Source organism: Actinocatenispora comari (genome assembly GCF_017312725.1).
GTDB classification, from domain to species: Bacteria; Actinomycetota; Actinomycetes; order Mycobacteriales; family Micromonosporaceae; genus Actinocatenispora; species Actinocatenispora comari.
Genome location: NZ_BOPO01000133.1, coordinates 1 through 20,690 on the forward strand (window position 1 = coordinate 1; position 20,690 = coordinate 20,690).

A 20,690-nucleotide genomic window follows, 5' to 3' on the forward strand; every position below is an offset into this window, starting at 1 on the left:
CGCCGGCGTCGCGGCACGGTGCCGGGGCGGTGTCCGACGGGCTGCGGCACGCGGACGGGTCGACCGCCGGTCACGGCGCGGCGGCACCGACCGCACGGCACGACCCGGCGCGGCACGGCGCCGAACCGGCGGCGGAGCCCGGCACGTACCGGGGTGGGTCGGCACGGCACGACCCGGCGCCACGCGGGCCGGTACCGGTGTCACCGGCACCGCGGGGAGCGGCGCAGCGGGAACCGGTGGGGCGCGCCGGCACCGCGGTCCGGACGGCGGCACCGCGTACCGTGGCGCCGCCGGTGGCCGACGACGAGCCGGTCGGCGACTTCGAGCCGGGCGCGCATCGCCGGGAACCGCGGCTGGTCGCCGAGCTGCGGGTGATCGGCATGGTGGTCCGCCGCGAGCTGAAGAAGTACCTGCGCTCCAAGGCGAAGATCCTCTCCAGCTTCGTGCAGCCGTTCTTCTTCCTGCTGATCTTCGGGTACGGGATGCGCACGCTGGTGCGCACCACCGGCGGCGTGAGCTTCGAGGCGTTCGTGTTTCCCGGCGTGATCGCGATGACCGTGCTGGGCCGGTCGCTGCTGTCGGCGGTGACGATCGTGCAGGACCGCGAGTTCGGGTTCCTGCGCGAGATGCTGGTGTCGCCGGCGAGCCGGGTCTCCATCGTGCTCGGCGCGATCCTCGGCGGCGCGCTGATCTCCACCGTGCAGGCGGTGTTGCTCTTCGCCGGCGCGCCGATCATGGGCCTGTATCCCGGTCCGGGGACGATCCTGGCGGTGCTCGCCGGTACCGGGCTGATGGCGGTGGAGGTGACCGCGCTCGGGGTCGCGCTGGCGACGTTCATCGCCAAGCCGCACAGCTTCACCGCGGTGACGCAGGCACTCACGTACCCGATGCTGGTGCTCTCCGGTGCGCTGGTGCCGCTGGCCGGGCTGCCGTCGTGGGTCGGCCGGATCGCCACGTTCAACCTGTTCAGCTATCCGGTCGACGCGATCCGGCGGCTGCTGATCGGTTCGAACGTCCGCGCCGACCAGGGTGCGCTGACCGGCCTGGTGCTGCTCGGTCACCGGATGAGCGTGGCCGACGAGTTGGCCCTCACCGGCGGCTGCACGTTGTTCTTCGTGCTGCTCGCGGCCTGGCGCTTCGCCCGGGTCACCTGACCGGCCCGCGCCGCCCGACAGCGGTGCGGTGTCGCGGTGCCGGGTCGGTCGGCCGCGGCGCATCGTCGGCGGTGACGGTGGGCGCATGGTGCCCTCGCGCGGCGACCCCCGCAGTCGGTGCGGTGGGCGCGTGGTGCCCTCGTGCGGCGACCCCCGCGGCGGTGCGGTGGGCGCGTGGTGCCCTCGTGCGGCGGCGACGCCCCGCAGCGATGCGGTGGTCCGCCGCACCGTCGGCGGCCGGATCACCAGACGTCCTGGAAGTCGGCGCAGCGCCAGACGCCGTCGAGGTGCACCAGGCGCAGCGCGACCGCGAAGACCTGCTCCCGGTCGAGATCGGTGAGCAGCACGACCACCTCGGCGCGGCCCGGCAGTTGTTCGATGACGTGCAGCCGGAACAGCCGGAGCCGCCGCTTCGGGTCCGGCGTGACCTGGATGAGCTGGCGCGCCGCGGCCGGGGTGGCCGGGCCGGCGAGCTGGCTGGCGGGACGCCGGCCGGCCAGCACCTCGAGGTACCCGTTGATCAGCACCCAGGCGGCCCGCTGCGCACCGGGCGGGTGCTCGGCCGGATCGGCGTCGTCGCTGTCGTCGGCGGCCGGCGACCAGGCCAGCGGCAGTTCGGTGCCGACCGCGGACAGCCGGGGACGCTCCCAGTACGGATCGGGGTCGGGGTCCGGCTCGGTGTCCGGTGGTGGCAGTACGCGCAGCGCGCCGCGGTCGTCGTCCTCGACCAGCCGCGGGTACGGGCCGGCGGGGATCGGCGCCGGGAGGGGATCGGCGGGGAGCGGAGTCGCCATGGGGATGTCTCCGATGCCAGAGGGGCGAATGCCTTCGTTTGCGTTCGATTGCTTCCGTTCTCTTGAGATAGCTATACACGCTCGAAGGTGGACTCGCCCGGCTCCGGAGCTGACGAGTATGTGACAGCCGGCGGTCGGCGGCGCTACTCCGCGGTGTCGCGGGCGAGCAGCGGGTTGTCGGCCACCCAGGCCGCGGTCTCGGCGTACTTGCGCTCGATGAACTCCTCGAGCTTGGCCCGCTCGACCCGCCACTGGCCGCGCCCGCCGATCTTGATGGCCGCCAGATCCCCGCTGCGCACCAGGTGGTAGACCTGTGACTCGGTGACGTTCAGCTCGTCGGCGACGTCGGCGAGCGGCAGGAAACGAGACGACATTCGTCGACTCCCGTCGTGGGCGGGCGGCCGGCGGCGTTGCGTTCGTTTGCCGCCGTTTGCTTGTACCGTAGCCGCACGGGCTGCCAGGCGGGCGGCCGGTCGGCGAGGAAGGATGTGCAACCCAGGTGTCCGAGGCATCGGTACGGGTCTATCTGCCGGCGACGTTGCCGCTGCTCGGCCGGCTGCACGCGGACGGCGCGGTGCACGTGGTCGCCGGCCAGGCGGTCACCGGCCCGCTGCGCGAGTGGTACGCGGAGGGCGACGACGAGGAACTGGAGTACGTCGCGTTCACCCGGGCGGCGCAGGCCGCGCTGGCGCTGCTCGCGGCCGATCCGTCCGCGCCGCGCCGCCGGGTGGTGGTCTCGGTCGACCTGCCGGCATCGCAGGCGCGTCCGGCGAGCACCGAGCTCGGCGACAGCGAGGTGTCGGTGACCGGTGCGGTGCCGCTGGCGGCGGTCGCGGCGCTGCACGTCGACGGCGCGGACGCCGAGCCGGCGGTGGCCGCCGCGGCGGACGCGATCCTCGCCGCGGCGAACGGCGACGCGGACGCCCAGTTCACCGTGGACGGCGCCGAGGACCACGAGCTGGAGTGGTACGACGTGTCGGAGCTCGCCGACCTCCTCGCCGGCTGATCGATCCGGCGCCCGGACCGCGGCCGAGGCGCGGCGCCCCGGACCGCCGGCTCAGGTGCGGCGTGCCCGGACGGCCGGCTCAGGTTCGGGCGCGTCTGCGGTTGCCGGCCGGCTGGGCGGTGCTCCCGGTCGACGCGTTCCCGGTGTCGGTCGCCTCGGCGCCGGCAGCGCCCTCGGCCTCGGCGGTACCCGCGGTGCCCCCGGACGCGGTGCCCCCGGACTCCGTGCCCCCGGACTCCGTGCCCCCGGCCGTCTTGCCGCCGGGCGCCGTGGCGCCAGCCGTCTTGGCACCGGATGACTTGTTCCCGCCAGGCTTGCGTCCGGCTGCGCCCTTGCCGCCCGCGCCGTTGCCGCCGGCGCCGTTGCCGCCAGCGGAACTGTTGGCGCCCGCACCGGCCTTGCCGCCGGCGGAGCTCTTGTCGCTGGTGGCGGCCTTGCCGCTGGTGGGGTTCTTGCCGCCCGCGCTGCCCTTACCGCTGGTGGCGGTCTTGTCGCTGGCGGGGTTCTTGTCGCCCGCGCTGCCCTTGCCGCTGGCGGAGGTCTTGTCGGTGGTGGTGGTCTTGCCGGCGGTGGCCGACTTGCCCGTCGCCGCCTTGCCGGTGCCGGTCCTTCCGGTGGCTGACCTGCCGGCGGAGCTCTTGTTGCCGGTCGACGTCTTGCCGGTGGCCGAGTCGGCGCGCGCGGTGCGGTCGAGCTCGGCGGCGCGTCGCTCCTCCCGGACCGCCCACTCCGGCTTGCCGGTGGGGCGCTTCGGCCGGCGCGGGCGGCGTGGGCCGCGGGTGCGCCCGTACAGCAGCAGGGCGACGATCGCGCCGGCGAACAGCAGCGCGAGGCCGCCGTTGAGCTGGTACATGCCGGCGATGTGGAAGGCGAGCTGGTCGCCGAGGTCGAGGCCGCCGGCGCTGCTGATCAGCTGGCGGTCGAACACCCAGGTCAGCGCCAGCCCGACGAGCGTGAACACGCCGGCGGTGGCGCCGGCGCCGATGGTGCTGGCGATGCGCAGCCGGTTGCCGGTGCGCCGCGCGTACAGGTGGATCGCCACGCCGGCGACGACCCCGGCGACGACGAAGCTGACCAGGGCCAGCGTGGACTGCGCGCTGGCGTACTTCTGGATCGTGCCCTCGCCGCCGAACAGCCTGGTCAGCGGCGTGATGAAGACGCTGCGCAGGGCCAGCACGGCGAGCACGACCAGGGTGCCGAGCACGCCGGCCGCGACCATCAGTCCCGGGCGGAGCGCGGCCGCGGCGCCGCCGAGCAGCGCGCTGATCGCGATGCTGGTGCCGACCAGGAGCCGGTCGCCGCTGTGCAGGTCGGCCTCCAGCAGGTACGCGGCGCCGCCGGACACCACGCCGGCGACCAGGCCGCCGAGCACGGCCAGCACGGTCCGGCGGGCGGCCCGGCCGAGCAGCGCGGTGCCGTCGTGGCCGGCGAACGCGCGGACCGCGGCGAGGCCGGCGGCGTTGCCGAGCATCAGCCCGGCGAACAAGATCGAGGACAGGAAGGTGGCGACCTGGATCGCGGCGACCGCCGGATCGCCGGCGGCGCGGACCAGGATGTGCTCGCCACGCAGCATCATCGCGAACAGCAGGATCGCGACGACCAGCAGAACCAGGGTGGAACGCAGGCCCGGCTCGGGGAGCTCGGCGGCCCTCGACGCCGGCCGTGAGCCGGCCGAACCAGGTCTCGAGGCGGGCCTCGAACCAGACCCAGAGGCGGGCCTCGAACCAGACCCGGAGGCGGGCCTCGAACCAGACCCAGAGGCGGGCCTCGAACCAGACCCGGAGGCGGGCCTCGAACCAGACCCGGAGGCGGGCCTCGAACCGGGCCCGGAGGCGCGCTTGGTCATGCTGTCCTGGTCCCTCCGCCCGGTACGCCCGACGGGTGCCCAGCCTACGCCGGCCGCCGGGCGGCCCCGCGACAGCGGCGACCGGGTGACCGGCGGCACAGCCGGGACGTACGGTAGGGGTCGAATCGCCCGGTGCGACCGGGCGAGATCAGAAGAACCGGAGGTCACCGGGCTGCGCCGCCGACGTATCCCAGGTGCCGTGACAGTATTGAACCGACGTTCCGCGGGTCCCGGCCGACCGGGATCCGATCAGGTGGAACGACGAGGTCCGCACGGGCCTCGCAGCGTGCCGGCCGGGCACGCACTCGCCAGCGTCGCCGAGTGAAGGTGTGGGAGATGGACTCGCTCTTTCAGGTACCCGAGCCGAGCAACGAGCCGGTGCACCCGTACGCGCCGGGTAGCGCCGAGCGCGACCGGCTGACCCGCCGGCTGGCCGAGCTGGCCGCCGACAAGGTCGAGCTGACCATGACCATCGGCGGCGAGCAGCGGATGGCCGCCGGCGACCGGTTCTCGGTGGTGCAGCCGCACCGGCACGCGCACGTACTGGGAGAGAGCGCCCAGGCCAGCAACGACGACGTGGCGGCTGCGGTGGCGGCGGCCAAGGCGGCGGCGCCGGCCTGGCAGGCCCTGCCGTACGACGAGCGCGCCGCGGTGTTCCTGCGCGCCGCCGACCTGCTCGCCGGCCCGTGGCGGGAGACGATCAACGCGGCGACCATGCTCGGCCAGTCCAAGAGCATCCAGCAGGCCGAGATCGACGCGGCCTGCGAGCTGATCGACTTCCTCCGGTTCAACGCGCACTTCGGCGCGTCCATCCTGGGCGAGCAGCCGCGCAGCGTGCCGGGCGAGTGGAACCGGTTCGACCACCGGCCGCTGGACGGGTTCGTCACCGCGATCACCCCGTTCAACTTCACCGCGATCGCCGGCAACCTGCCGACCGCGCCGGCGCTGATGGGCAACACGGTGGTGTGGAAGCCGACGCCGACCCAGCAGCTCGCCGCGCACTACACGATGCGGATCTTCGAGCAGGCCGGGCTGCCGGCCGGGGTGATCAACCTGGTCACCGGTGACGGCCAGGCGGTCAGCGAGGTGGCGCTGACCGACCCGGAGCTGGGTGGCGTGCACTTCACCGGCTCCACCCGTACCTTCCAGCACCTGTGGCGCACCGTCGCCGGCAACATCGAGCGGTACCGGGCGTACCCGCGGCTGGTCGGCGAGACCGGCGGCAAGGACTTCGTGATCGTGCACCCGAGCTGGGACGACCAGGAGGCGTTGACGGTCGCGCTGGTCCGCGGCGCCTTCGAGTACCAGGGGCAGAAGTGCTCGGCGGCATCGCGCGCCTACGTACCGCGGTCGATCTGGCAGGGCGGGCTGCGCGACAAGGTGGTCGCGACCACCGCCGAGATCAAGTACGGCGACGTGACGGACCTGTCCAACTTCGGCGGCGCGGTGATCGACCGCCGGGCGTACGACAAGCTCGTCGCGGCGATCGAGCGGGCCAAGGCGACCGACTCGTGCACCATCGTGGCCGGCGGCGGGTACGACGACAGCGAGGGCTTCTTCGTCGAGCCGACCGTGGTGGAGTGCACCGACCCGACCGACGAGGTGTTCACCACCGAGTACTTCGGGCCGTTCATCGCGATCCACGTGTACGACGACGCCGACTTCGAGCAGGTCACCCGGCAGGCCGCGGACGCCTCGCCGTACGCGCTGACCGGCGCGGTCTTCGCCACCGACCGCACGGTCATCACCTGGGCGAGCGACGTGCTGCGGTTCTCCGCCGGCAACTTCTACGTGAACGACAAGCCGACCGGCTCGATCGTCTCCCGGCAGCCGTTCGGCGGCTCCCGCGCCTCCGGTACCAACGACAAGGCCGGTTCCTGGCAGAACCTGGTCCGCTGGGTGTCGCCGCGGGCGATCAAGGAGACCTTCGTCCCGGTGCACGACTGGCGCTACCCGCACATGGGCTGACCGCGGCCGGGTGCCGTCCGTGCGGGCGGCACCCGGGCGGTGTCATCGGGCGATCAGGCGTTCGCTGAGGTCCCAGAGCCGGCGCGCCGAGTCCGGGTCGATGGCGTGCGGGACGACGGTGGACGAGATGTCCTGCTGCGGGCCATGGAAGTCGATCGGCTGTCGGGTGCCGAGCGGTGAGACGTCGTTGTCCATCAGGTAGACGCCGCCGAGGTCGGCGAGCAGCGGGCTGGTGGCGGCGAACACGCTCGTACTGGCGCCCTGCTCGACCGTCTTGAGCTCGTACTCCGGGTCGATGACCGGTGCACCCGCGTCGTCGAGGATGCCCATCGCCTGCTGCTGCTCGGTGCTGAGCCAGGGCGGCCTCGGCTCGCCCTCCGCCCGTACCGGTCCGAGGCTCGTGGTGGCCACGACCCCCGGATGCACCGCGTACCCGTGGATGCCCGCGTCGGCCCACCGCCGGTCCAGCTCGACGGCGAACAGCACGTTCGCGGTCTTCGACTGGCCGTACCCGAGCAGTCCCATCTCGTCGTACCCGTGCGCGAAGTGCGGGTCGTCCCACCGGATGTCGGACACCCGGTGGCCGCCGGAGGTCACGTTGACCACCCGGGCGCCGTGCGCGGCGCGCAGCGCCGGGAGCAGGCCGAGCGTCAGCTGGAAGTGGCCGAGATGGTTGGTCGCGAACTGCGACTCGTACCCCCGGGCGTCCCGGACCAGCGGGCCACCCATGATCCCGGCGTTGTTGACCAGGATGTGCAGCGGTCGGCCGGAGTCGAGATAACGGGCGACGAAGGCGTCGATCGAGGTCGGATCGAGCAGGTCGAGCCGGTCCGCCTCGACGCGGTCGAGGTCGGCGAGCGCGGCGGCGGCGCGCGCCGGGTTGCGGACCGCGACGACGACCGTCGCGCCGGCCGCCGCCAGCGCCGTGGTGGTGGCGAGGCCGATGCCGCGGTGGCCGCCGGTGACGATGGCGTACCGGCCGGACAGGTCGATGCCGGCGGCGACCTCGGCGGCGGTCGAGGCCGGGGTGAAGCCAGTTCCGATGGGCTGCTGCTTGTTGGTCATGCCTCCACGGTGCGCCGAGTCGCCGGTACTCTGAATAGTTGTCGGTTCGGATTTCTTGCGCGAGAGTACGGGCATGGCCGACGATCAGCTGTCCGAGGTGTTCGACCTCGTCGAGGTGCGCGGGGTGGTCTCCGGTGCCGTCGCGGTGCGCGGCCCGTGGGTGTCGCGGGTGGCCGTGGAGATCCCGCTCAAGTTCGTCGCGTTGGTGCGCGGCCGGGCCACGCTGACCGCCGACGGTGTGTCCGAGCCGATCGAGCTGGCGCCGGGCGACGTGGCGATCCTGAGCAACCGGTCGCGGCTGGAACTGTCCGGCGGCTCCGGCGACGGCCCGCCCCGCGAGGTCGTGCCCGACGAGGTGGAGCTGGATCGCATCGTGGGCGCCGGGCCCGACGCCGACGTCGTTCTCGGCGGCCGGATCGAGCTGAACCAGACCGGCCGGGCGCTGTTGTTGCAGGCACTGCCCCCGGTCGCGCACGTGCGAGCGGCGGCGGCCGGGGCGACGAACCTGCGGGCGAGCCTGAAAAGGCTGTTCGACGAGGCCACCGGCGGCCGGATCGGCTCGGCGTTCGCCGTCCGGCAGTACGGCCAACTGCTGCTGCTCGACGTGCTGCGTGCCTACGTCGACCAGGTCGAGCTGCCGCCGGGCTGGCTGCGGCTGCTCACCGACGACCGGCTCCGCCCGGCGCTCACCGGATGCACGCGGAGCCGGCCCGCTCGTGGAGCCTGCCGGAACTGTCCCGGCTCGCGGCGATGTCGCGCACCTCGTTCGCCGAGCGTTTCCGCGCGGTCGCGGCGATGCCGCCGCTGACCTATCTGGGCCGGTGGCGCATGATGCTCGCGCAGCGGGCGTTGCGGGACGGCGACAGCGGCGTGCGAGCGTTGGCGATCGAGCTCGGGTACGGGTCGGAGAGCGCGTTCAGCACGGCGTTCAAGCGCGAGGTCGGGGTCTCGCCGCTGCGCTACCGGCGGCAGGCCCGCGCCGGCGCGTCGGGTACGCCGCAGGTTCACTGATCGCGGTGCAGCGCCTGGTGCAGGAACGCCAGGTAGGCGGGGCGGTCGGCGTCGGGGAGCAGGGCGCCGGCGGTGGCCCGCTGGGCTTGGAGGAGCCCGATGTAGGCGGTGTACCCGAGCACCGCCCGGAACCGCGCCTCCGGCTCCGGGCAGCCGGACTGCCGGTACGCGGCGGCGATGAAGTCGACCCGCCGCGCGGTCACGGCCGCGAGTACCGGTGCGACGGCCGGGTGGTCGGCGTGCGCGAGCAGCGCCAGTTCGGCCCGGTTCGCGGTGGTCCGGCCGATGGTGGCGGCGAGCAGCGCGTCGAGCCGGCGCTGCGGGTCGGTGATCGGTTCGAGGTCCCGGATCACCGCCTCGGTGTGCCGGTCCGCCCAGTACGCCAGGGCCGCGTCGATCAGCGCGTCCCGGTTGGCGAAGTGCCAGTAGAAGCTGCCCTTGGTGGTACCCAGCCGGGCCGCGATCGGCTCGACCGCGACCGCGGCGAGCCCACCGTCGGCGAGGGCGGCCAGTGCCGCGTCGGCCCAGTCGGTACGCGTCAGGTTCCGTCTCATCGCCTCCATACGCTAGCGTATGGTCAGACCATACGGTGGCGTACGGAGGTGTGGCGATGCTCGACCGGATCCGCAACTGGGGCGGGAACGCCGCGGAGGTGGCCCGGCACTACCCGGGCGAGGACTACCTGACCGGGCCGGCCGAGCGGCTGACCAGGGCGGTGACGGTGGAGGCGCCGGCACCGGTGACCTACCGCTGGCTGTGCCAGCTCGCCGTCGCGCCCTACTCGTACGACTGGCTGGACAACCGGAGCCGGCGCAGCCCGGCGGAGCTGACGCCGGGCGCCGACGACCTGCACGTCGGCCAGCGGCTGCTGGTCTTCGAGCTGCGCGAGATCGAACCCGGGCACAGCTTCTCCGGTCGCGGGTATCCCGCCGCGGAACGGCTGTTCGGCCCGCTGGCCGGCACCTACGCCGTCGAGCCGATCGACGCGCACCGCTGCCGGCTCGTCTGCCGGCTGGTCTTCGCCCGCCGCCGCGGCCCCGCCCGCGCCCTCTCGATCGCCCTCGCCTGCGGCGACCTGATCATGATGCGCAAACAACTACGCACCCTCAAATCCCACGCCGAACACCACACAACACCCCGATGACGCTCCCGCCCCGCCATCCCGAAACAACCCCGAAACGGCCAGCCGCCGTCCGGATCCGATCACCGTTCCTCACAAGGGGTCGAAGAGCGAGCAGAGGTGCTCTTCACCCCACGAACAGCAACCGACGCCGCAGCAGACACGATCACCAACACCACCTCGCCACGCGGTAGCGTGCGCGGATGTGACGCACACCCACGACACCCACTTCGGCGAACAGGGTGGCCTGCTGACCTACGGCAGCTACCTCCGCCTGCCCGAGCTGCTCGACCAGCAGCGACCGCAGACCGACCCGGCGGCGCACGACGAGCTGCTGTTCATCACCGTGCACCAGGCGTACGAGCTGTGGTTCAAGCTGGCGCTGCACGAGCTCACCGACGCCCGCGACCGGCTGCTCGCCGGCGAGACGTACCTGCCCCGGGTACGGCTGGAGCGCTGTCGCGCGATCGGCCGGCTCGCGGTGCAGCAGGTCGACGTGATCGACACCATGACCCCGCAGGACTTCCTGGAGTTCCGCACGGTGCTCGCGCCGGCGTCGGGGTTCCAGTCGGTCCAGTTCCGGGAGATCGAGTTCCTGTCCGGGCTCAAGGATCCGGGCTACATCGAGCGGTTCCGCGGCCTGACCGAGCAGCAGCGCAGCGACCTGCTGCGCCGGCTGGAGGAGCCGAGCCTGTGGGACGGCTTCCTGCGGGTACTGGCGGCGGCCGGGTTCTCGGTGGACACCGCCGAGCAGCGGTTCACCGCGTACGAGACGATCGCCCGGGACCGGGCCCGGTTCGGCCCGCTGTGGGACCTGGCCGAGGCGCTGGTCGAGCACGACCAGGTCTGGGCGCTGTGGCGGGCCCGGCACGTGCTGATGGTGGAGCGCCAGATCGGCACCAAGACCGGTACCGGCGGCAGCTCCGGCTCGCACTACCTGCGCTCCCGGGTGGAGCTGCGCTTCTACCCCGAGCTGTGGGAGCTGCGCAGCCGCCTCTGACCGGGCCCCACGACGCGCGCGGCCGACCCCTCGACGGCCGCCGGAGCGGATCCGGCGGCGCGTGCTCCCGGGTTTGTGCCACCCCTCGGCTCGACCCCGCCACCGCGCCGGACAAGCCCCTAGCGTGAGGGTCCGAGTCAAGGGGAGGGGCCATGACGAGGATTCTGGAGCAGCGGTACGAGCTGGAGGCGGAGATCGCGTCCGGCGCCGCCGGCACCGTGTGGCGCGCGCGGGACCTCACCACCGGTACGCCGGTGGCGGTCAAGCTGTTGCACCCCTCGGCGGCGGCGCAGCCCGACGTGGTCGAGGCGTTCCGCGAGGAGGCCCGGGTCCTCGGCGAGCTGCGGCACCCCGGCGTGGTCCGCGCGCACGAGTTCCTGCACACCTCCGACGGGACGTACGCGCTGGTGATGGACCTGGTGGCCGGTCGTGACCTGCGCCGGCTGCTGATCGCCGACGGGCCGCTCGCACCGGCCGCCGCCGCCTCGGTACTGGCGCAGGTGGCCGCGGCGATCTCCGCCGTGCACGCGGCCGGCGTGGTGCACGGTGACGTCAAGCCGGGCAACATCCTGGTCCCCGAGCCGCCCGGTACCGACGGGGTCCGGCTGGTGGACTTCGGTGTGGCGCAACGGATGCAGCGGCCGGTCGGGGCGACGCACGCCACCCCGGAGTACGTCGCGCCGGAGGTGGTGGCGGGTCATCCGCCGATGCCGGCCAGCGACGTCTACGGCATCGGCATCGTGGCGTACGAGGCACTGTCCGGCCGCAGCCCGTTCCGCGGCGGCAGCGTCGACGAGGTGCTGCGCCGGCACCACGGCTGGACGGTCGTGCAGCTGCCCGGGGTGCCGAAGCCGTTGTGGGACTTGATCAACCGCTGCCTGGAGCTCGATCCGGCGGGGCGCCCGACCGCGGGCGAACTGAACGTGCGGCTGGCCGAGCTGGGGCCGGAGCTGGTCGGCCTGCCGCCGGTCGCGCTGGCGCCGGACAGCCCGACGCTGCAGCCCCGGGGCGACCAGGAGCCGACGGACGGCGGTTTCGTCAGCCTGGACAGCCTGCTCGGGGCGGCTCCGGCGGCGAGTTCGGTGGCCGAGCCGACCGCGGCCGACTCGATCCCGGCCGGCCCGATCCCGGTCGGCCCGGCGCTGGTCGAGCCGACGCCGATCGAGCCGGCCCGGTCCGGCCCGGTGCCGGTCGCCGCACCGGCCGAGCCCGCGCCGTGGCACGCCGACCGCGAGTCGGCGACCGGCGGCAACCGGGCCAGGCTGCTGCTCGGCGTGGCGGCCGGGGTAGTGCTGGTGGCGCTGCTCGCGATCGGCGGCTGGCTGCTGGTGGGCGGTGGGGGCCAGCAGCAGACGCCGCCGGCGGCGGACCCGAAGCACCCGTCCGCCTCGACGCCTGCCCGGCAGCACCACCGGTCGGCGAGCCCGCCGCCGTCGTCACCCAGCGCGACGCCGGGCGACGGCGGTACCGAGGCCGACGGCGGGGACGGCGCGGCGCCGGGCGGTGAGCAGGGCGGCGGGGCCGACGGCGGTGCCGGTACCGACGGGGGCGACGGCACCGGATCCGGTGGCACCGCGGGAAATCCGCCCGGTATCGGTGGGCCGATGCCGACGATGGGTGCCTTCGGCAACTGAGTGCGACGGCGGTCGCGGGCACGGAACCGTTGCGCGGTAAGGCGGCGCCGGTCGGGACACCGACCGGCGCCGTTCATGTCTGCGCTGCCCGGCTGACTGGTTCGCCCGTCCGGGCCCGGTGTGGCTGGCTGCCGGTCGACCCGACTGTCCAGTTGCGACCGTCCGGCCCGGACAGTACACAATGGATCGACGAAAAGTCTGGATTTCACTGCGACGAGGTGGCAGCGTAATGGCTATGGCGGATTCTGGTCTCAACGCGACGGCGGCGGCCCTGCTGGGGCTGCTGCACGAGGGCCCGATGACGGGTGGGCAGTTGATGGCGGAGGCGGAGCGCAAGCTCGGCCCGTTCTGGTCGATGACCCGCAGCCAGGTCTACCGGGAGTTGCCCGCGCTGGCCGACGCCGGCCTGGTGCGGATGGGCAAGCCGGGCCCGCGGGCCAGCCAGCCCTACACGATCTCCGCGGCCGGCAAGCGGGCGTTCGCCCGCTGGCTGTCCGAGCCGGTCGGGCGCGACCAGCTGCGCAACCCGGTCATCCTGCGGGTGGCGTTCGGCAAGTTGCACAGTGGCCAGCAGCTCGCCGAGCTGTACTCGCAGGCCGAGGCGCAGCACACCGAGGCGCTGTCCGCGACGCGGGAGCAGGCCAAGCAGGCCGCCGCCGACGGCGACGAGTACGGCGCGGCGGCGCTCAACTTCGCCGTCTCGTACCACCGTGCCGCGCTGACCTGGCTGAAGAACGCCCCCCGCGGCTGACTCCGCCCGGCCCGTGCGAACCGGGGGCGCGGCGGGCGAGCAGACGAAGCGTCGGCCCGCCGCGTACCCTTGGCAGACGTGACGATCCAGGACCTCGCCGACGAGCTGCGCCGCCTCGACCAGACCCTGTCCGGCATCGAGAAGGTGCTCGACATCGACCGGCTGCGCCGGGAGAAGGCGGAGCTGGAGACGCAGGCCGCGGCGCCGGACCTGTGGGACGACCAGGAGGCCGCGCAGCAGGTCACCTCCCGCCTGTCCTACGTGCAGGGTGAGCTGGCCCGGCTGGAGAGCCTCCGGTCCCGAGTGGACGACGCCGGCGTGCTGCTGGAGCTGGCCGAGGCGGAGGACGACGCGGGCAGCGTCGCCGAGGTCGAGGCCGAGGTGACCCGGCTGCGCAAGTCGGTCGACGAGCTCGAGGTGCGCACCCTGCTCTCCGGTGAGTACGACCAGCGCGAGGCGCTGGTGACCATCCGCGCCGGCGCGGGCGGGGTGGACGCGGCCGACTTCGCCGAGATGCTGCTCCGGATGTACCTGCGCTGGGCCGAGCGGCACCACTACGCCACCGAGGTGTACGACACGTCCTACGCCGAGGAGGCCGGCCTCAAGTCGGCGACCTTCCAGGTCAAGACGCCGTATGCGTACGGGACGCTGTCGGTGGAGGCGGGCACCCACCGGCTGGTGCGGATCAGCCCGTTCGACAACCAGGGCCGCCGGCAGACCAGCTTCGCCGCGGTCGAGGTGGTCCCGGTGGTGGAGAAGACCGACGAGATCGAGATTCCGGAGGACGACATCCGGGTCGATGTGTACCGTTCGTCCGGTCCGGGCGGTCAGGGCGTCAACACCACCGACTCGGCGGTGCGGATCACGCACCTGCCCACGGGCATCGTCGTCACCTGCCAGAACGAGCGCTCCCAGATCCAGAACCGGGCCTCGGCGATGGCGATCCTGTCGGCGAAGCTGCTCGCGCTCAAGCAGGAGGAGGAGCGCGCCAAGATCGACGAGCTGCGCGGCGACGTGGCCGGCTCCTGGGGCGACCAGATGCGGTCGTACGTGCTGCATCCGTACCAGATGGTCAAGGACCTGCGCACCACGCACGAGACCGGTAACCCGCAGGCGGTGTTCGACGGCGACATCGACGCGTTCATCGAGGCCGGCATCCGCTGGCGGCGGGAGCAGCAGCCGGTCGGCTGACTCTTTCGTGTCATCCAGCGAGTCGACGCTCACTCCGGGGAGTGAGCACCCGGCGTTGCTACGCCGTGCCGTACCGCAAAGAAGGTAACTTTCTGTGTGGGCGACCTCCCCAGTCGTCCACGGCCCGGGACGCTGTCGGTCGGTGGCGGTACGGGCGAAACCCCTCGGGCCCGTCGTGTTTCCGGTCGCGACGGGCCCAGCCCGTGCCGGACCAATCGCCCACAATGGCGTGATTCGCGGCACGTCGAGCGGCGAATTTCGAGGTAAGAGCCACTGAAACGGCGGCCATCGATACAGGTACCGGACGAAGTACCCTGCCTGCCCCCGCCGGCACTTGTCGCTCCGCGTAAACTTCCGACCCGTGATTCAGCTGGAGAACGTCACCAAGACCTACCCGCGGGCGACGCGACCCTCGTTGGAGGGTGCCAGCGCCTTCATCGAGAAGGGTGAGTTCGTCTTCTTCATCGGGCCGACCGGTTCCGGGAAGACCACGATCATCAGGCTGTTGCTGCGGGAGGAGACCCCCACCTCTGGTCGGGTGGTCGTCAACGGCCGCGACGTGGCCAACATGCACTCGTGGAAGGTGCCGGCGTTCCGCCGGTCCATCGGGTGCGTGTTCCAGGACTTCCGGCTGCTGCCGAACCGCACCGCGGCGGAGAACGTCGCGTTCGCGTTGGAGGTCATCGGCAAGTCGCGGACCGTCGCGCGGCGCGTGGTGCCCGAGGTCCTGGAGTTGGTCGGCCTCGGCGGCAAGGAGAACCGGTACCCCCATCAGCTGTCCGGCGGTGAGCAGCAGCGTGTGGCGATCGCCCGGGCGTTCGTGAACCGTCCGCTGGTGCTGCTGGCCGACGAGCCGACGGGAAACCTCGACCCGGACACCAGCATCGAGATCATGCGGCTGCTGGACCGGATCAACCGCACCGGTACCACCATCGTGATGGTCACCCACGACTCCAACATCGTGAACCAGATGCGTCGTCGGGTGATCGAGATCGACACCGGCCGGATCGTGCGGGACCAGCCGCGCGGCGTCTACGGCTGACCCGGGTCGCAAGACTCCGTCCGAGATAGAGCGCGGCTCACCACCGGAAGGAAGCAGATGCGCGCGAAGTACGTCCTGTCCGAGGTCTTCCTCGGACTGTGGCGCAACGTCACGATGACGATCGCCATGATCATCACGATGGCGGTGTCGCTGTCGATGCTGGGCGCCAGCCTCCTGCTGTACTGGAAGGTCCAGGACATGCAGGACTACTTCAATACGAAGGTGGAGATGTCGGTCTTCCTGAAGACCGGCTTCACGCAGGACCAGAAGCAGCAGCTGGCGACCGAGCTGAACAACGACAACCGGGTCGCGAAGCTTCAGTTCGAGAGCCAGAACCAGGCCTACCAGCGGTTCCGGACCGAGTTCAAGGACGCCAAGGACCTCGTCGACTCCACCAAGCCCGAGGCGCTGCCGGCGTCGTTCCGGGTCAAGCTGAAGGACCCGCACCAGTACGCCGAGGTCCAGGCCGACTACAAGGGCAAGCCCGGCGTCGAGTCGATCGTGAACCAGCAACAGACGCTGGACAAGATCTTCTCCGTCCTCAACGGCATCCAGAACCTGGCCCTGGTGGTGGCCATCGTGCAAGGGTTGGCGGCGCTCCTGCTGGTGGCGAACACCATCCAGGTCGCCGCGTACTCGAGACGCCGCGAGGTCGGCATCATGAAACTGGTCGGCGCATCGAACTGGTTCATCCAGCTACCGTTCGTGCTGGAGGCGGTGTTCGCCGGTCTGATCGGCGCCATCATCTCGTTCGTGGTGCTCGCCGTGGCCAAGGCGTTCCTGCTGGACAAGACGTTGTCGGGGATCTTCACCGCCGGCATCATCCCGCCGATCAGCTGGAACGACATCCTGCTGACGTTGCCGTTGCTGCTGCTGGTCGCCGCGGTGATCAGTGCCGTCACCGGCTGGGTCACGCTGCGGTTCCGACTGCGTACCTGACCTCAGGGTCTGTTCGGGCCTCCCGCGCCACCGGCCGGGCGCCGAACACGCACGTTCGACCGGTACCGGCCGGGCGACCCACCGCGGGCCGCCCGGCCGGTTCGTGTCCGGCGAAAACTCCTTGGACGCGGTGGGTGGCCGGTCCCGTACCATGGGCGCTCGGTCGGGCAACAGAGGCGCCGGCGGGACGTCCCGGCGGAACCTCTCGGTGAGTGGAGGAACGGTGCCACGGGAACAGGGGCGCAAGCTCGTCGCGTCGAACAAGCGGGCCCGGCACGACTACGCCATCCTCGACACGTACGAGGCGGGCATGGTGCTGACCGGTACCGAGGTCAAGTCGCTGCGGGCCGGCCGCGCCTCCCTGACCGACGCCTTCGCGCACCTCGACCGCGGTGAGGTCTGGCTCTACGGCATGCACGTGCCGGAGTACGTCAACGGCACCTGGACCAACCACGCACCGCGGCGCACCCGCAAGCTGTTGCTGAACCGGCGCGAGATCGAGAAGATCGCCGGCAAGCTGAACGAGTCCGGCGTCACCCTCGTCCCGCTGTCGGTCTACTTCAACAACGGGTACGCCAAGGTCGAGCTCGGCCTCGCCCGCGGCAAGAAGACCTGGGACAAGCGGCAGGACCTCGCCAAGCGCGACGCCGACCGCGAGATCGCCCGCGTGATGGGCCGCCGCCGCAAGGGCATCACCAGCTGATCCGGCCCGCCGCGCGGCGGCCACCCTCCGCCTCGATACCGGGAAGACAACCGGGGCGGGCGGGCGTTAAGATCGATGTACAACTCAACAGGGGGGTGACTGGTTTCGACTTCGTACGTCGAGCCAGGGGAAGCGGGCTGAGGAAGCCGACGTCGTCTCATTAATCGGTCGTCGGAAACCAAAAAGCGCCAACTCTAAGCGCGCTGACTTCGCTCTCGCCGCCTGAGGCGACAGCAAGTCTGTCGGTCCGGAAGTGCCTTCGGTCCGGTAGCCGGCATCAGCTAGAGGGCTTGCTGTCCGAGTTCGGCCGCGGAACTCGGACGGGACTTTCACAGCGGCTGGGCCTGTCACATCGTCTCGCTCGCGTGATCGATGGGGCCAAGTAGAGGCATAGCGAGCTGCGCCCGGAGAAGCCCTGGCAACACAGCGAAGGACCCGGGTTCAATTCCCGGCACCTCCACTCGTCGGATGGGCGGACTGTGCTCGCGCTTGTGCGCTTGCCGGTCCGCCTCGTCATGTTGTGCGGGGGCGCGGCCCCCGCACCCCGCGCCGGAGGGGCTTCGCCCCCCGGCACCCCCCTTCACTCGCTGAGGTGCTCGCCGTCGTTGGGTGCGGGCGCTTTGCTTCGCTCGCTGGTCTTGGCGTTGGGTGGGAGTGCTTCGCTCCGCTTGAACCCCTGTTTGGGCGGGGGTTACCAGTTGGGTTGGGTGGGGGTGGGCGGGAGGGGGGTTTGGGGGGTGTGGATGACGTAGGTGGTGCCGCCGGAGGTGGTGAGCCAGGCGGATTCGAACTCGGCGCGACCGACGGTCTTGCGGACGGCGGAGTCGGAGGCGGAGTACGGGTCGTTGAGGACCGGGCTGCCGTCGGCGGCGAAGCCGGCGAGCACCATCAGATGGCCGTTCGTGCCGTAGTCGAGCCCGGGGATCTCCCCCTTCTTGAACGACGCCGACAGCACCAGCGGGATCCCCGCCTGGATGAACAGCTCCGCCTCGGCCAGCGACCGTAGCCGGGTCACGAACGTCGACAGCCCACCGAACCGGGCCGCGTACGCGGTGTTGAACGGCCAGTTCCCGCACCCGGTGTACCGGTAGTCGTAGACGTTGCGGGCCGCGTGGTCCACCCACGGGTCGGCGTAGCTCGGGTCCACCCAGGCGTAGTCGTCGGCCGTCGGCCCGGTGCCCCAGTACGCGACGACCATCGACGTCGAGGTCGGGCTGCACCAGGCCTCGCCGCCGCCGTCCCACTGCGGGTACTGCCCGGAGTGGATCTCCTGCGAGTACGGCGGCACGTCCAGGACGGTGCCGGCCGCGGCGCCGGGCTCGCTCGCGGTGGGTTTGCTGCTCGGCAGCGCGGACGCCACCGCGCCGATCGACCGTACCGCCGGGGCGTCGGTGCCGCCGGCCGGCCGGTACAGGGTGAGGCGCAGCTGCCAGCTGGTCAGCGTCACGCCCGAGGCGGCGACGAACGTGTCGACGTCGACGTCACCGGTGGCGTCGGACTGGCCGCCGACCGAGGTGCGGTGCAGCGACGTGTCGTCGGCGCACCACCGGCCCAGCACGTACCAGCCGGTGTTGGGGCCGCGCATCTCGACCTGCAGCCAGCTGCCGCCCGGGGTGTCGGCGTTCCAGGAGCCGATCAGTTGGGTGAGGCCGAAGCCGGGGTCGACCGACGGCGACGTCCACTGTCCGTACTCGTAGGTCGCGGTCCCGCCGTACGGGTCGGTGTAGTCGACGGTGCCGATCGGCGTGCCGAGCACGATCGCGCCGCTCTCGACCGTGGTGCCGGCCGCGGTACCCGTGCCCAGTTCGGTACCGGACCAGGCGTGGTAGGCGATGTTGCGGGTGTCCGAGCGGGGCTTGCCGCCGGTCGCGTACGCCGGGTCGGCGCCGACGACGCCGAGCGCGAGTGCGGCACCACCGGCCAGCACGGTCCGTCGCTTCATGGCACTTTCCTCCGCCCAGAGTTGGTGCTTCGGAATATTTGCACCAAACGGTAGCGGATCGCATCGCCGCTGGCTAGAGCGTGTCGTCCGGGTCCGTACGGGCGGAACCGGGCCGGCCGGGGACCCCCGACTCCCGACTGATTTTTACAAACATCACTTGTGTAAACTCGGTCGCATGGGATGGACATCGAGGGACGGCGCGCCGATCGGCGGCCGATCGTGAGCGGGCTGGCGGCGCTCGGCGTCGCGGTGACGTTCACCTGGCTGGGCATGGTGCTGGCGATCTCGTTCCTGGAGGCGCCGCTGAAGTTCCGGGCACCGGACGTGACGCTGCGGGTCGGCCTGGGCATCGGCCGGATCGTGTTCCGCGCGCTGAACGTCGCCGAGGCCGCGTTCGCGGTGCTGGTACTGGTCGCGGCCGGTTTCGGCGGTCTGCCGGCGCCGGCGGTCGCGCTGCTCGTGGCGGCGGCGGTACTGCTGGTGGGGCAGCTGGCGCTGGTCCGTCCACGGCTGACCCGGCGCTCGAACGCCGTCCTGGCCGGCGAGGACGCGCCGCGCTCGCACGCGCACTACGCGTACGTCGCGCTGGAGTCGGCGAAGGTGCTCGCGCTGGTGGTCGGTGGCGCCCTCACCCTGGCCGGCTGAACCGCCCGGGCACGGCACGGTACGGCGACGAGCCTGTCGCCGTACCGCCTCAGTCGCGCTTGGCGGGAGCGAGGGGCTCGGTGGGCTCGTGCTCCGGCTCGGCGGCGGGGATCGCCCGGGCCCGGTGCCGGACCACCAGCGCGGTCACCACCCCGCCGAGCACCACGACGGCCAGCAGCGCCCAGGAGAAGTCCTTCAGCCAGCGCTCCGCGGCCCGGCCGAGGAAGTAGATGACCGCCGTCGTGCCGCCCGCCCAGAACACCCCGCCACCGGCGTTGGCCAGCAGGAACTTCCAGTACGGCATGCGCAGCGAGCCGGCGATCGGGCCGGCCAGGATGCGCAGCAGCGCGACGAACCGGCCGAAGAACACCGCCCAGACGCCGTGCCGGTGGAACGTCCGCCGGGCCCGGTCGATCTTGTCCGGACCGAGGTGCCTCGGGAACCGCAGGCCGAGCCGATCGAACACCGCCTGTCCGCCGCGCCGGCCGATCCAGTACCCGATCGAGTCGCCGATGATCGCCCCGGCCGCGGCGGAGATCCCGACCCCCCAGGGTGAGACGGCCCCGGTGGCGGCCAGCAGCGACGCGCTGACCAGCGCCACCTCGCCGGGCAGCGGAATGCCCATCGACTCGATGCCGATGACCGCGAGCAGCAGCAGGTACACGGCGATCGGGGGAATCGTGCCGAGCCACGCTTCCACACCGTGCACCGCCGCACCTCCAGGTCGTCCCCCTCGGTGCGCCGCCGCTGCCTCCGCTCGACCGAGCGGGCCGGCGACCACCGCTGGGAAAACCCTAGGCGGCGGTCGCCAGCGGTGTCATCCCACCTTGGAAGGTCCCGGCCGACCCGGTTCTCCATCCTTCGAATGAGTCGCGGCCG

Annotated in this window: 21 protein-coding genes and 1 other RNA gene; 15 read left to right on the plus strand and 7 right to left on the minus strand. The window is 72.2% G+C overall.

The window, feature by feature from the left end; all coding sequences use genetic code 11:
- Positions 1 to 1,154: ABC transporter permease (locus NUM_RS33050; protein ID WP_207128860.1), on the plus strand; the 1,154-nt coding region annotated here is incomplete at its 5' end.
- A gap of 242 nt (positions 1,155 to 1,396) precedes the next feature.
- On the opposite strand, the gene NUM_RS33055 is transcribed toward NUM_RS33050, so the two are convergent.
- Positions 1,397 to 1,948: an Rv3235 family protein gene (locus tag NUM_RS33055; protein WP_207128861.1), complete on the minus strand. Its 552-nt coding sequence runs from the start codon at positions 1,946 to 1,948 to the stop codon at positions 1,397 to 1,399.
- Positions 1,949 to 2,091: 143 nt separating this feature from the next.
- Positions 2,092 to 2,322, minus strand: coding sequence for a helix-turn-helix domain-containing protein (locus NUM_RS33060; RefSeq protein WP_207128862.1), 231 nt, complete (start codon positions 2,320 to 2,322; stop codon positions 2,092 to 2,094).
- A 125-nt stretch (positions 2,323 to 2,447) separates the two neighbouring features.
- On the opposite strand from NUM_RS33060, the gene NUM_RS33065 reads away from it, so the two are divergent.
- Positions 2,448 to 2,954, plus strand: a complete 507-nt coding sequence (locus NUM_RS33065) for a DUF6912 family protein (RefSeq protein ID WP_207128863.1) — start codon at positions 2,448 to 2,450, stop codon at positions 2,952 to 2,954.
- Between the two features lie 79 nt (positions 2,955 to 3,033).
- Here NUM_RS33065 and NUM_RS33070 read toward each other — a convergent pair whose 3' ends face one another.
- Positions 3,034 to 4,530: a hypothetical protein gene (locus NUM_RS33070; protein ID WP_207128864.1), complete on the minus strand. Its 1,497-nt coding sequence runs from the start codon at positions 4,528 to 4,530 to the stop codon at positions 3,034 to 3,036.
- A 606-nt stretch (positions 4,531 to 5,136) separates the two neighbouring features.
- Here NUM_RS33070 and pruA point away from each other — a divergent pair.
- Positions 5,137 to 6,768: an L-glutamate gamma-semialdehyde dehydrogenase gene (gene pruA / locus NUM_RS33075; RefSeq protein WP_207128865.1), complete on the plus strand. Its 1,632-nt coding sequence runs from the start codon at positions 5,137 to 5,139 to the stop codon at positions 6,766 to 6,768.
- A gap of 42 nt (positions 6,769 to 6,810) precedes the next feature.
- Here pruA and NUM_RS33080 read toward each other — a convergent pair whose 3' ends face one another.
- Positions 6,811 to 7,833: an SDR family NAD(P)-dependent oxidoreductase gene (locus NUM_RS33080; RefSeq protein WP_207128866.1), complete on the minus strand. Its 1,023-nt coding sequence runs from the start codon at positions 7,831 to 7,833 to the stop codon at positions 6,811 to 6,813.
- A gap of 73 nt (positions 7,834 to 7,906) precedes the next feature.
- Here NUM_RS33080 and NUM_RS33085 point away from each other — a divergent pair, with 73 nt between their 5' ends.
- Positions 7,907 to 8,641 (plus strand): cupin domain-containing protein, encoded by a 735-nt coding sequence (locus NUM_RS33085; RefSeq protein ID WP_207128867.1) that lies wholly within the window; start codon positions 7,907 to 7,909, stop codon positions 8,639 to 8,641.
- A complete protein-coding gene (locus tag NUM_RS33090) occupies positions 8,584 to 8,844 on the plus strand; it encodes a helix-turn-helix transcriptional regulator (RefSeq protein WP_207128868.1) in 261 nt (86 codons plus the stop codon). Before NUM_RS33085 ends, NUM_RS33090 begins: the two co-directional genes overlap by 58 nt.
- On the opposite strand, the gene NUM_RS33095 is transcribed toward NUM_RS33090, so the two are convergent.
- Positions 8,838 to 9,398: a TetR/AcrR family transcriptional regulator gene (locus tag NUM_RS33095; RefSeq protein WP_207128869.1), complete on the minus strand. Its 561-nt coding sequence runs from the start codon at positions 9,396 to 9,398 to the stop codon at positions 8,838 to 8,840. The genes NUM_RS33090 and NUM_RS33095 overlap by 7 nt on opposite strands.
- 56 nt (positions 9,399 to 9,454) lie before the next feature.
- Here NUM_RS33095 and NUM_RS33100 point away from each other — a divergent pair, with 56 nt between their 5' ends.
- The 9 genes from NUM_RS33100 to ssrA all read left to right on the plus strand — a co-directional run bounded on the left by NUM_RS33100 (position 9,455) and on the right by ssrA (position 17,687).
- The gene (locus NUM_RS33100) at positions 9,455 to 9,988 is read left to right on the plus strand and encodes a hypothetical protein (protein WP_207128870.1); all 534 of its coding nucleotides are present in this window, start codon (positions 9,455 to 9,457) and stop codon (positions 9,986 to 9,988) included.
- Between the two features lie 181 nt (positions 9,989 to 10,169).
- On the plus strand, positions 10,170 to 10,964 hold the full coding sequence (locus NUM_RS33105; RefSeq protein ID WP_207128871.1) for a tryptophan 2,3-dioxygenase: 795 nt from the start codon (positions 10,170 to 10,172) through the stop codon (positions 10,962 to 10,964).
- A 152-nt stretch (positions 10,965 to 11,116) separates the two neighbouring features.
- Positions 11,117 to 12,598: a serine/threonine-protein kinase gene (locus NUM_RS33110; protein ID WP_207128872.1), complete on the plus strand. Its 1,482-nt coding sequence runs from the start codon at positions 11,117 to 11,119 to the stop codon at positions 12,596 to 12,598.
- 235 nt (positions 12,599 to 12,833) lie between these two features.
- Positions 12,834 to 13,349: a PadR family transcriptional regulator gene (locus tag NUM_RS33115; RefSeq protein WP_207128873.1), complete on the plus strand. Its 516-nt coding sequence runs from the start codon at positions 12,834 to 12,836 to the stop codon at positions 13,347 to 13,349.
- A 78-nt stretch (positions 13,350 to 13,427) separates the two neighbouring features.
- Complete coding sequence (gene prfB / locus NUM_RS33120; protein WP_207128874.1) at positions 13,428 to 14,540, plus strand: peptide chain release factor 2; 1,113 nt, start codon at positions 13,428 to 13,430, stop codon at positions 14,538 to 14,540.
- 361 nt (positions 14,541 to 14,901) lie between these two features.
- Positions 14,902 to 15,582, plus strand: a complete 681-nt coding sequence (ftsE, locus tag NUM_RS33125; RefSeq protein ID WP_030449370.1) for a cell division ATP-binding protein FtsE — start codon at positions 14,902 to 14,904, stop codon at positions 15,580 to 15,582.
- A gap of 57 nt (positions 15,583 to 15,639) precedes the next feature.
- Entirely contained in the window at positions 15,640 to 16,521 is an 882-nt protein-coding gene (ftsX, locus tag NUM_RS33130) for a permease-like cell division protein FtsX (protein ID WP_207128875.1), read from the plus strand.
- 223 nt (positions 16,522 to 16,744) lie between these two features.
- On the plus strand, positions 16,745 to 17,224 hold the full coding sequence (gene smpB / locus NUM_RS33135; protein ID WP_207128876.1) for an SsrA-binding protein SmpB: 480 nt from the start codon (positions 16,745 to 16,747) through the stop codon (positions 17,222 to 17,224).
- 91 nt (positions 17,225 to 17,315) lie between these two features.
- Positions 17,316 to 17,687: a transfer-messenger RNA gene (gene ssrA / locus NUM_RS33140) on the plus strand.
- Between the two features lie 228 nt (positions 17,688 to 17,915).
- On the opposite strand, the gene NUM_RS33145 is transcribed toward ssrA, so the two are convergent.
- Positions 17,916 to 19,166: a C39 family peptidase gene (locus NUM_RS33145; RefSeq protein WP_207128877.1), complete on the minus strand. Its 1,251-nt coding sequence runs from the start codon at positions 19,164 to 19,166 to the stop codon at positions 17,916 to 17,918.
- Between the two features lie 180 nt (positions 19,167 to 19,346).
- Here NUM_RS33145 and NUM_RS33150 point away from each other — a divergent pair, with 180 nt between their 5' ends.
- Positions 19,347 to 19,811, plus strand: coding sequence for a hypothetical protein (locus NUM_RS33150; RefSeq protein ID WP_225919017.1), 465 nt, complete (start codon positions 19,347 to 19,349; stop codon positions 19,809 to 19,811).
- Positions 19,812 to 19,860: 49 nt separating this feature from the next.
- Here the strand turns inward: NUM_RS33150 and NUM_RS33155 are convergent, their stop codons facing one another.
- On the minus strand, positions 19,861 to 20,520 hold the full coding sequence (locus NUM_RS33155; RefSeq protein WP_207128878.1) for a DedA family protein: 660 nt from the start codon (positions 20,518 to 20,520) through the stop codon (positions 19,861 to 19,863).
- Positions 20,521 to 20,690 lie beyond the last annotated feature (170 nt).

Coding starts and splice junctions, on each gene's coding strand:
- NUM_RS33150 (WP_225919017.1), top strand. CDS start 19,347: ATGGACATCGAGGGACGGCGCGCCGATCGGCGGCCGATCGTGAGCGGG.
- NUM_RS33115 (WP_207128873.1), top strand. CDS start 12,834: ATGGCGGATTCTGGTCTCAACGCGACGGCGGCGGCCCTGCTGGGGCTG.
- NUM_RS33110 (WP_207128872.1), top strand. CDS start 11,117: ATGACGAGGATTCTGGAGCAGCGGTACGAGCTGGAGGCGGAGATCGCG.
- pruA (WP_207128865.1), top strand. CDS start 5,137: ATGGACTCGCTCTTTCAGGTACCCGAGCCGAGCAACGAGCCGGTGCAC.
- NUM_RS33085 (WP_207128867.1), top strand. CDS start 7,907: ATGGCCGACGATCAGCTGTCCGAGGTGTTCGACCTCGTCGAGGTGCGC.
- NUM_RS33070 (WP_207128864.1), bottom strand. CDS start 4,530: ATGATGCTGCGTGGCGAGCACATCCTGGTCCGCGCCGCCGGCGATCCG.
- NUM_RS33060 (WP_207128862.1), bottom strand. CDS start 2,322: ATGTCGTCTCGTTTCCTGCCGCTCGCCGACGTCGCCGACGAGCTGAAC.
- NUM_RS33100 (WP_207128870.1), top strand. CDS start 9,455: ATGCTCGACCGGATCCGCAACTGGGGCGGGAACGCCGCGGAGGTGGCC.
- NUM_RS33095 (WP_207128869.1), bottom strand. CDS start 9,398: ATGAGACGGAACCTGACGCGTACCGACTGGGCCGACGCGGCACTGGCC.
- NUM_RS33145 (WP_207128877.1), bottom strand. CDS start 19,166: ATGAAGCGACGGACCGTGCTGGCCGGTGGTGCCGCACTCGCGCTCGGC.
- NUM_RS33055 (WP_207128861.1), bottom strand. CDS start 1,948: ATGGCGACTCCGCTCCCCGCCGATCCCCTCCCGGCGCCGATCCCCGCC.
- ftsX (WP_207128875.1), top strand. CDS start 15,640: ATGCGCGCGAAGTACGTCCTGTCCGAGGTCTTCCTCGGACTGTGGCGC.
- NUM_RS33090 (WP_207128868.1), top strand. CDS start 8,584: ATGTCGCGCACCTCGTTCGCCGAGCGTTTCCGCGCGGTCGCGGCGATG.
- NUM_RS33080 (WP_207128866.1), bottom strand. CDS start 7,833: ATGACCAACAAGCAGCAGCCCATCGGAACTGGCTTCACCCCGGCCTCG.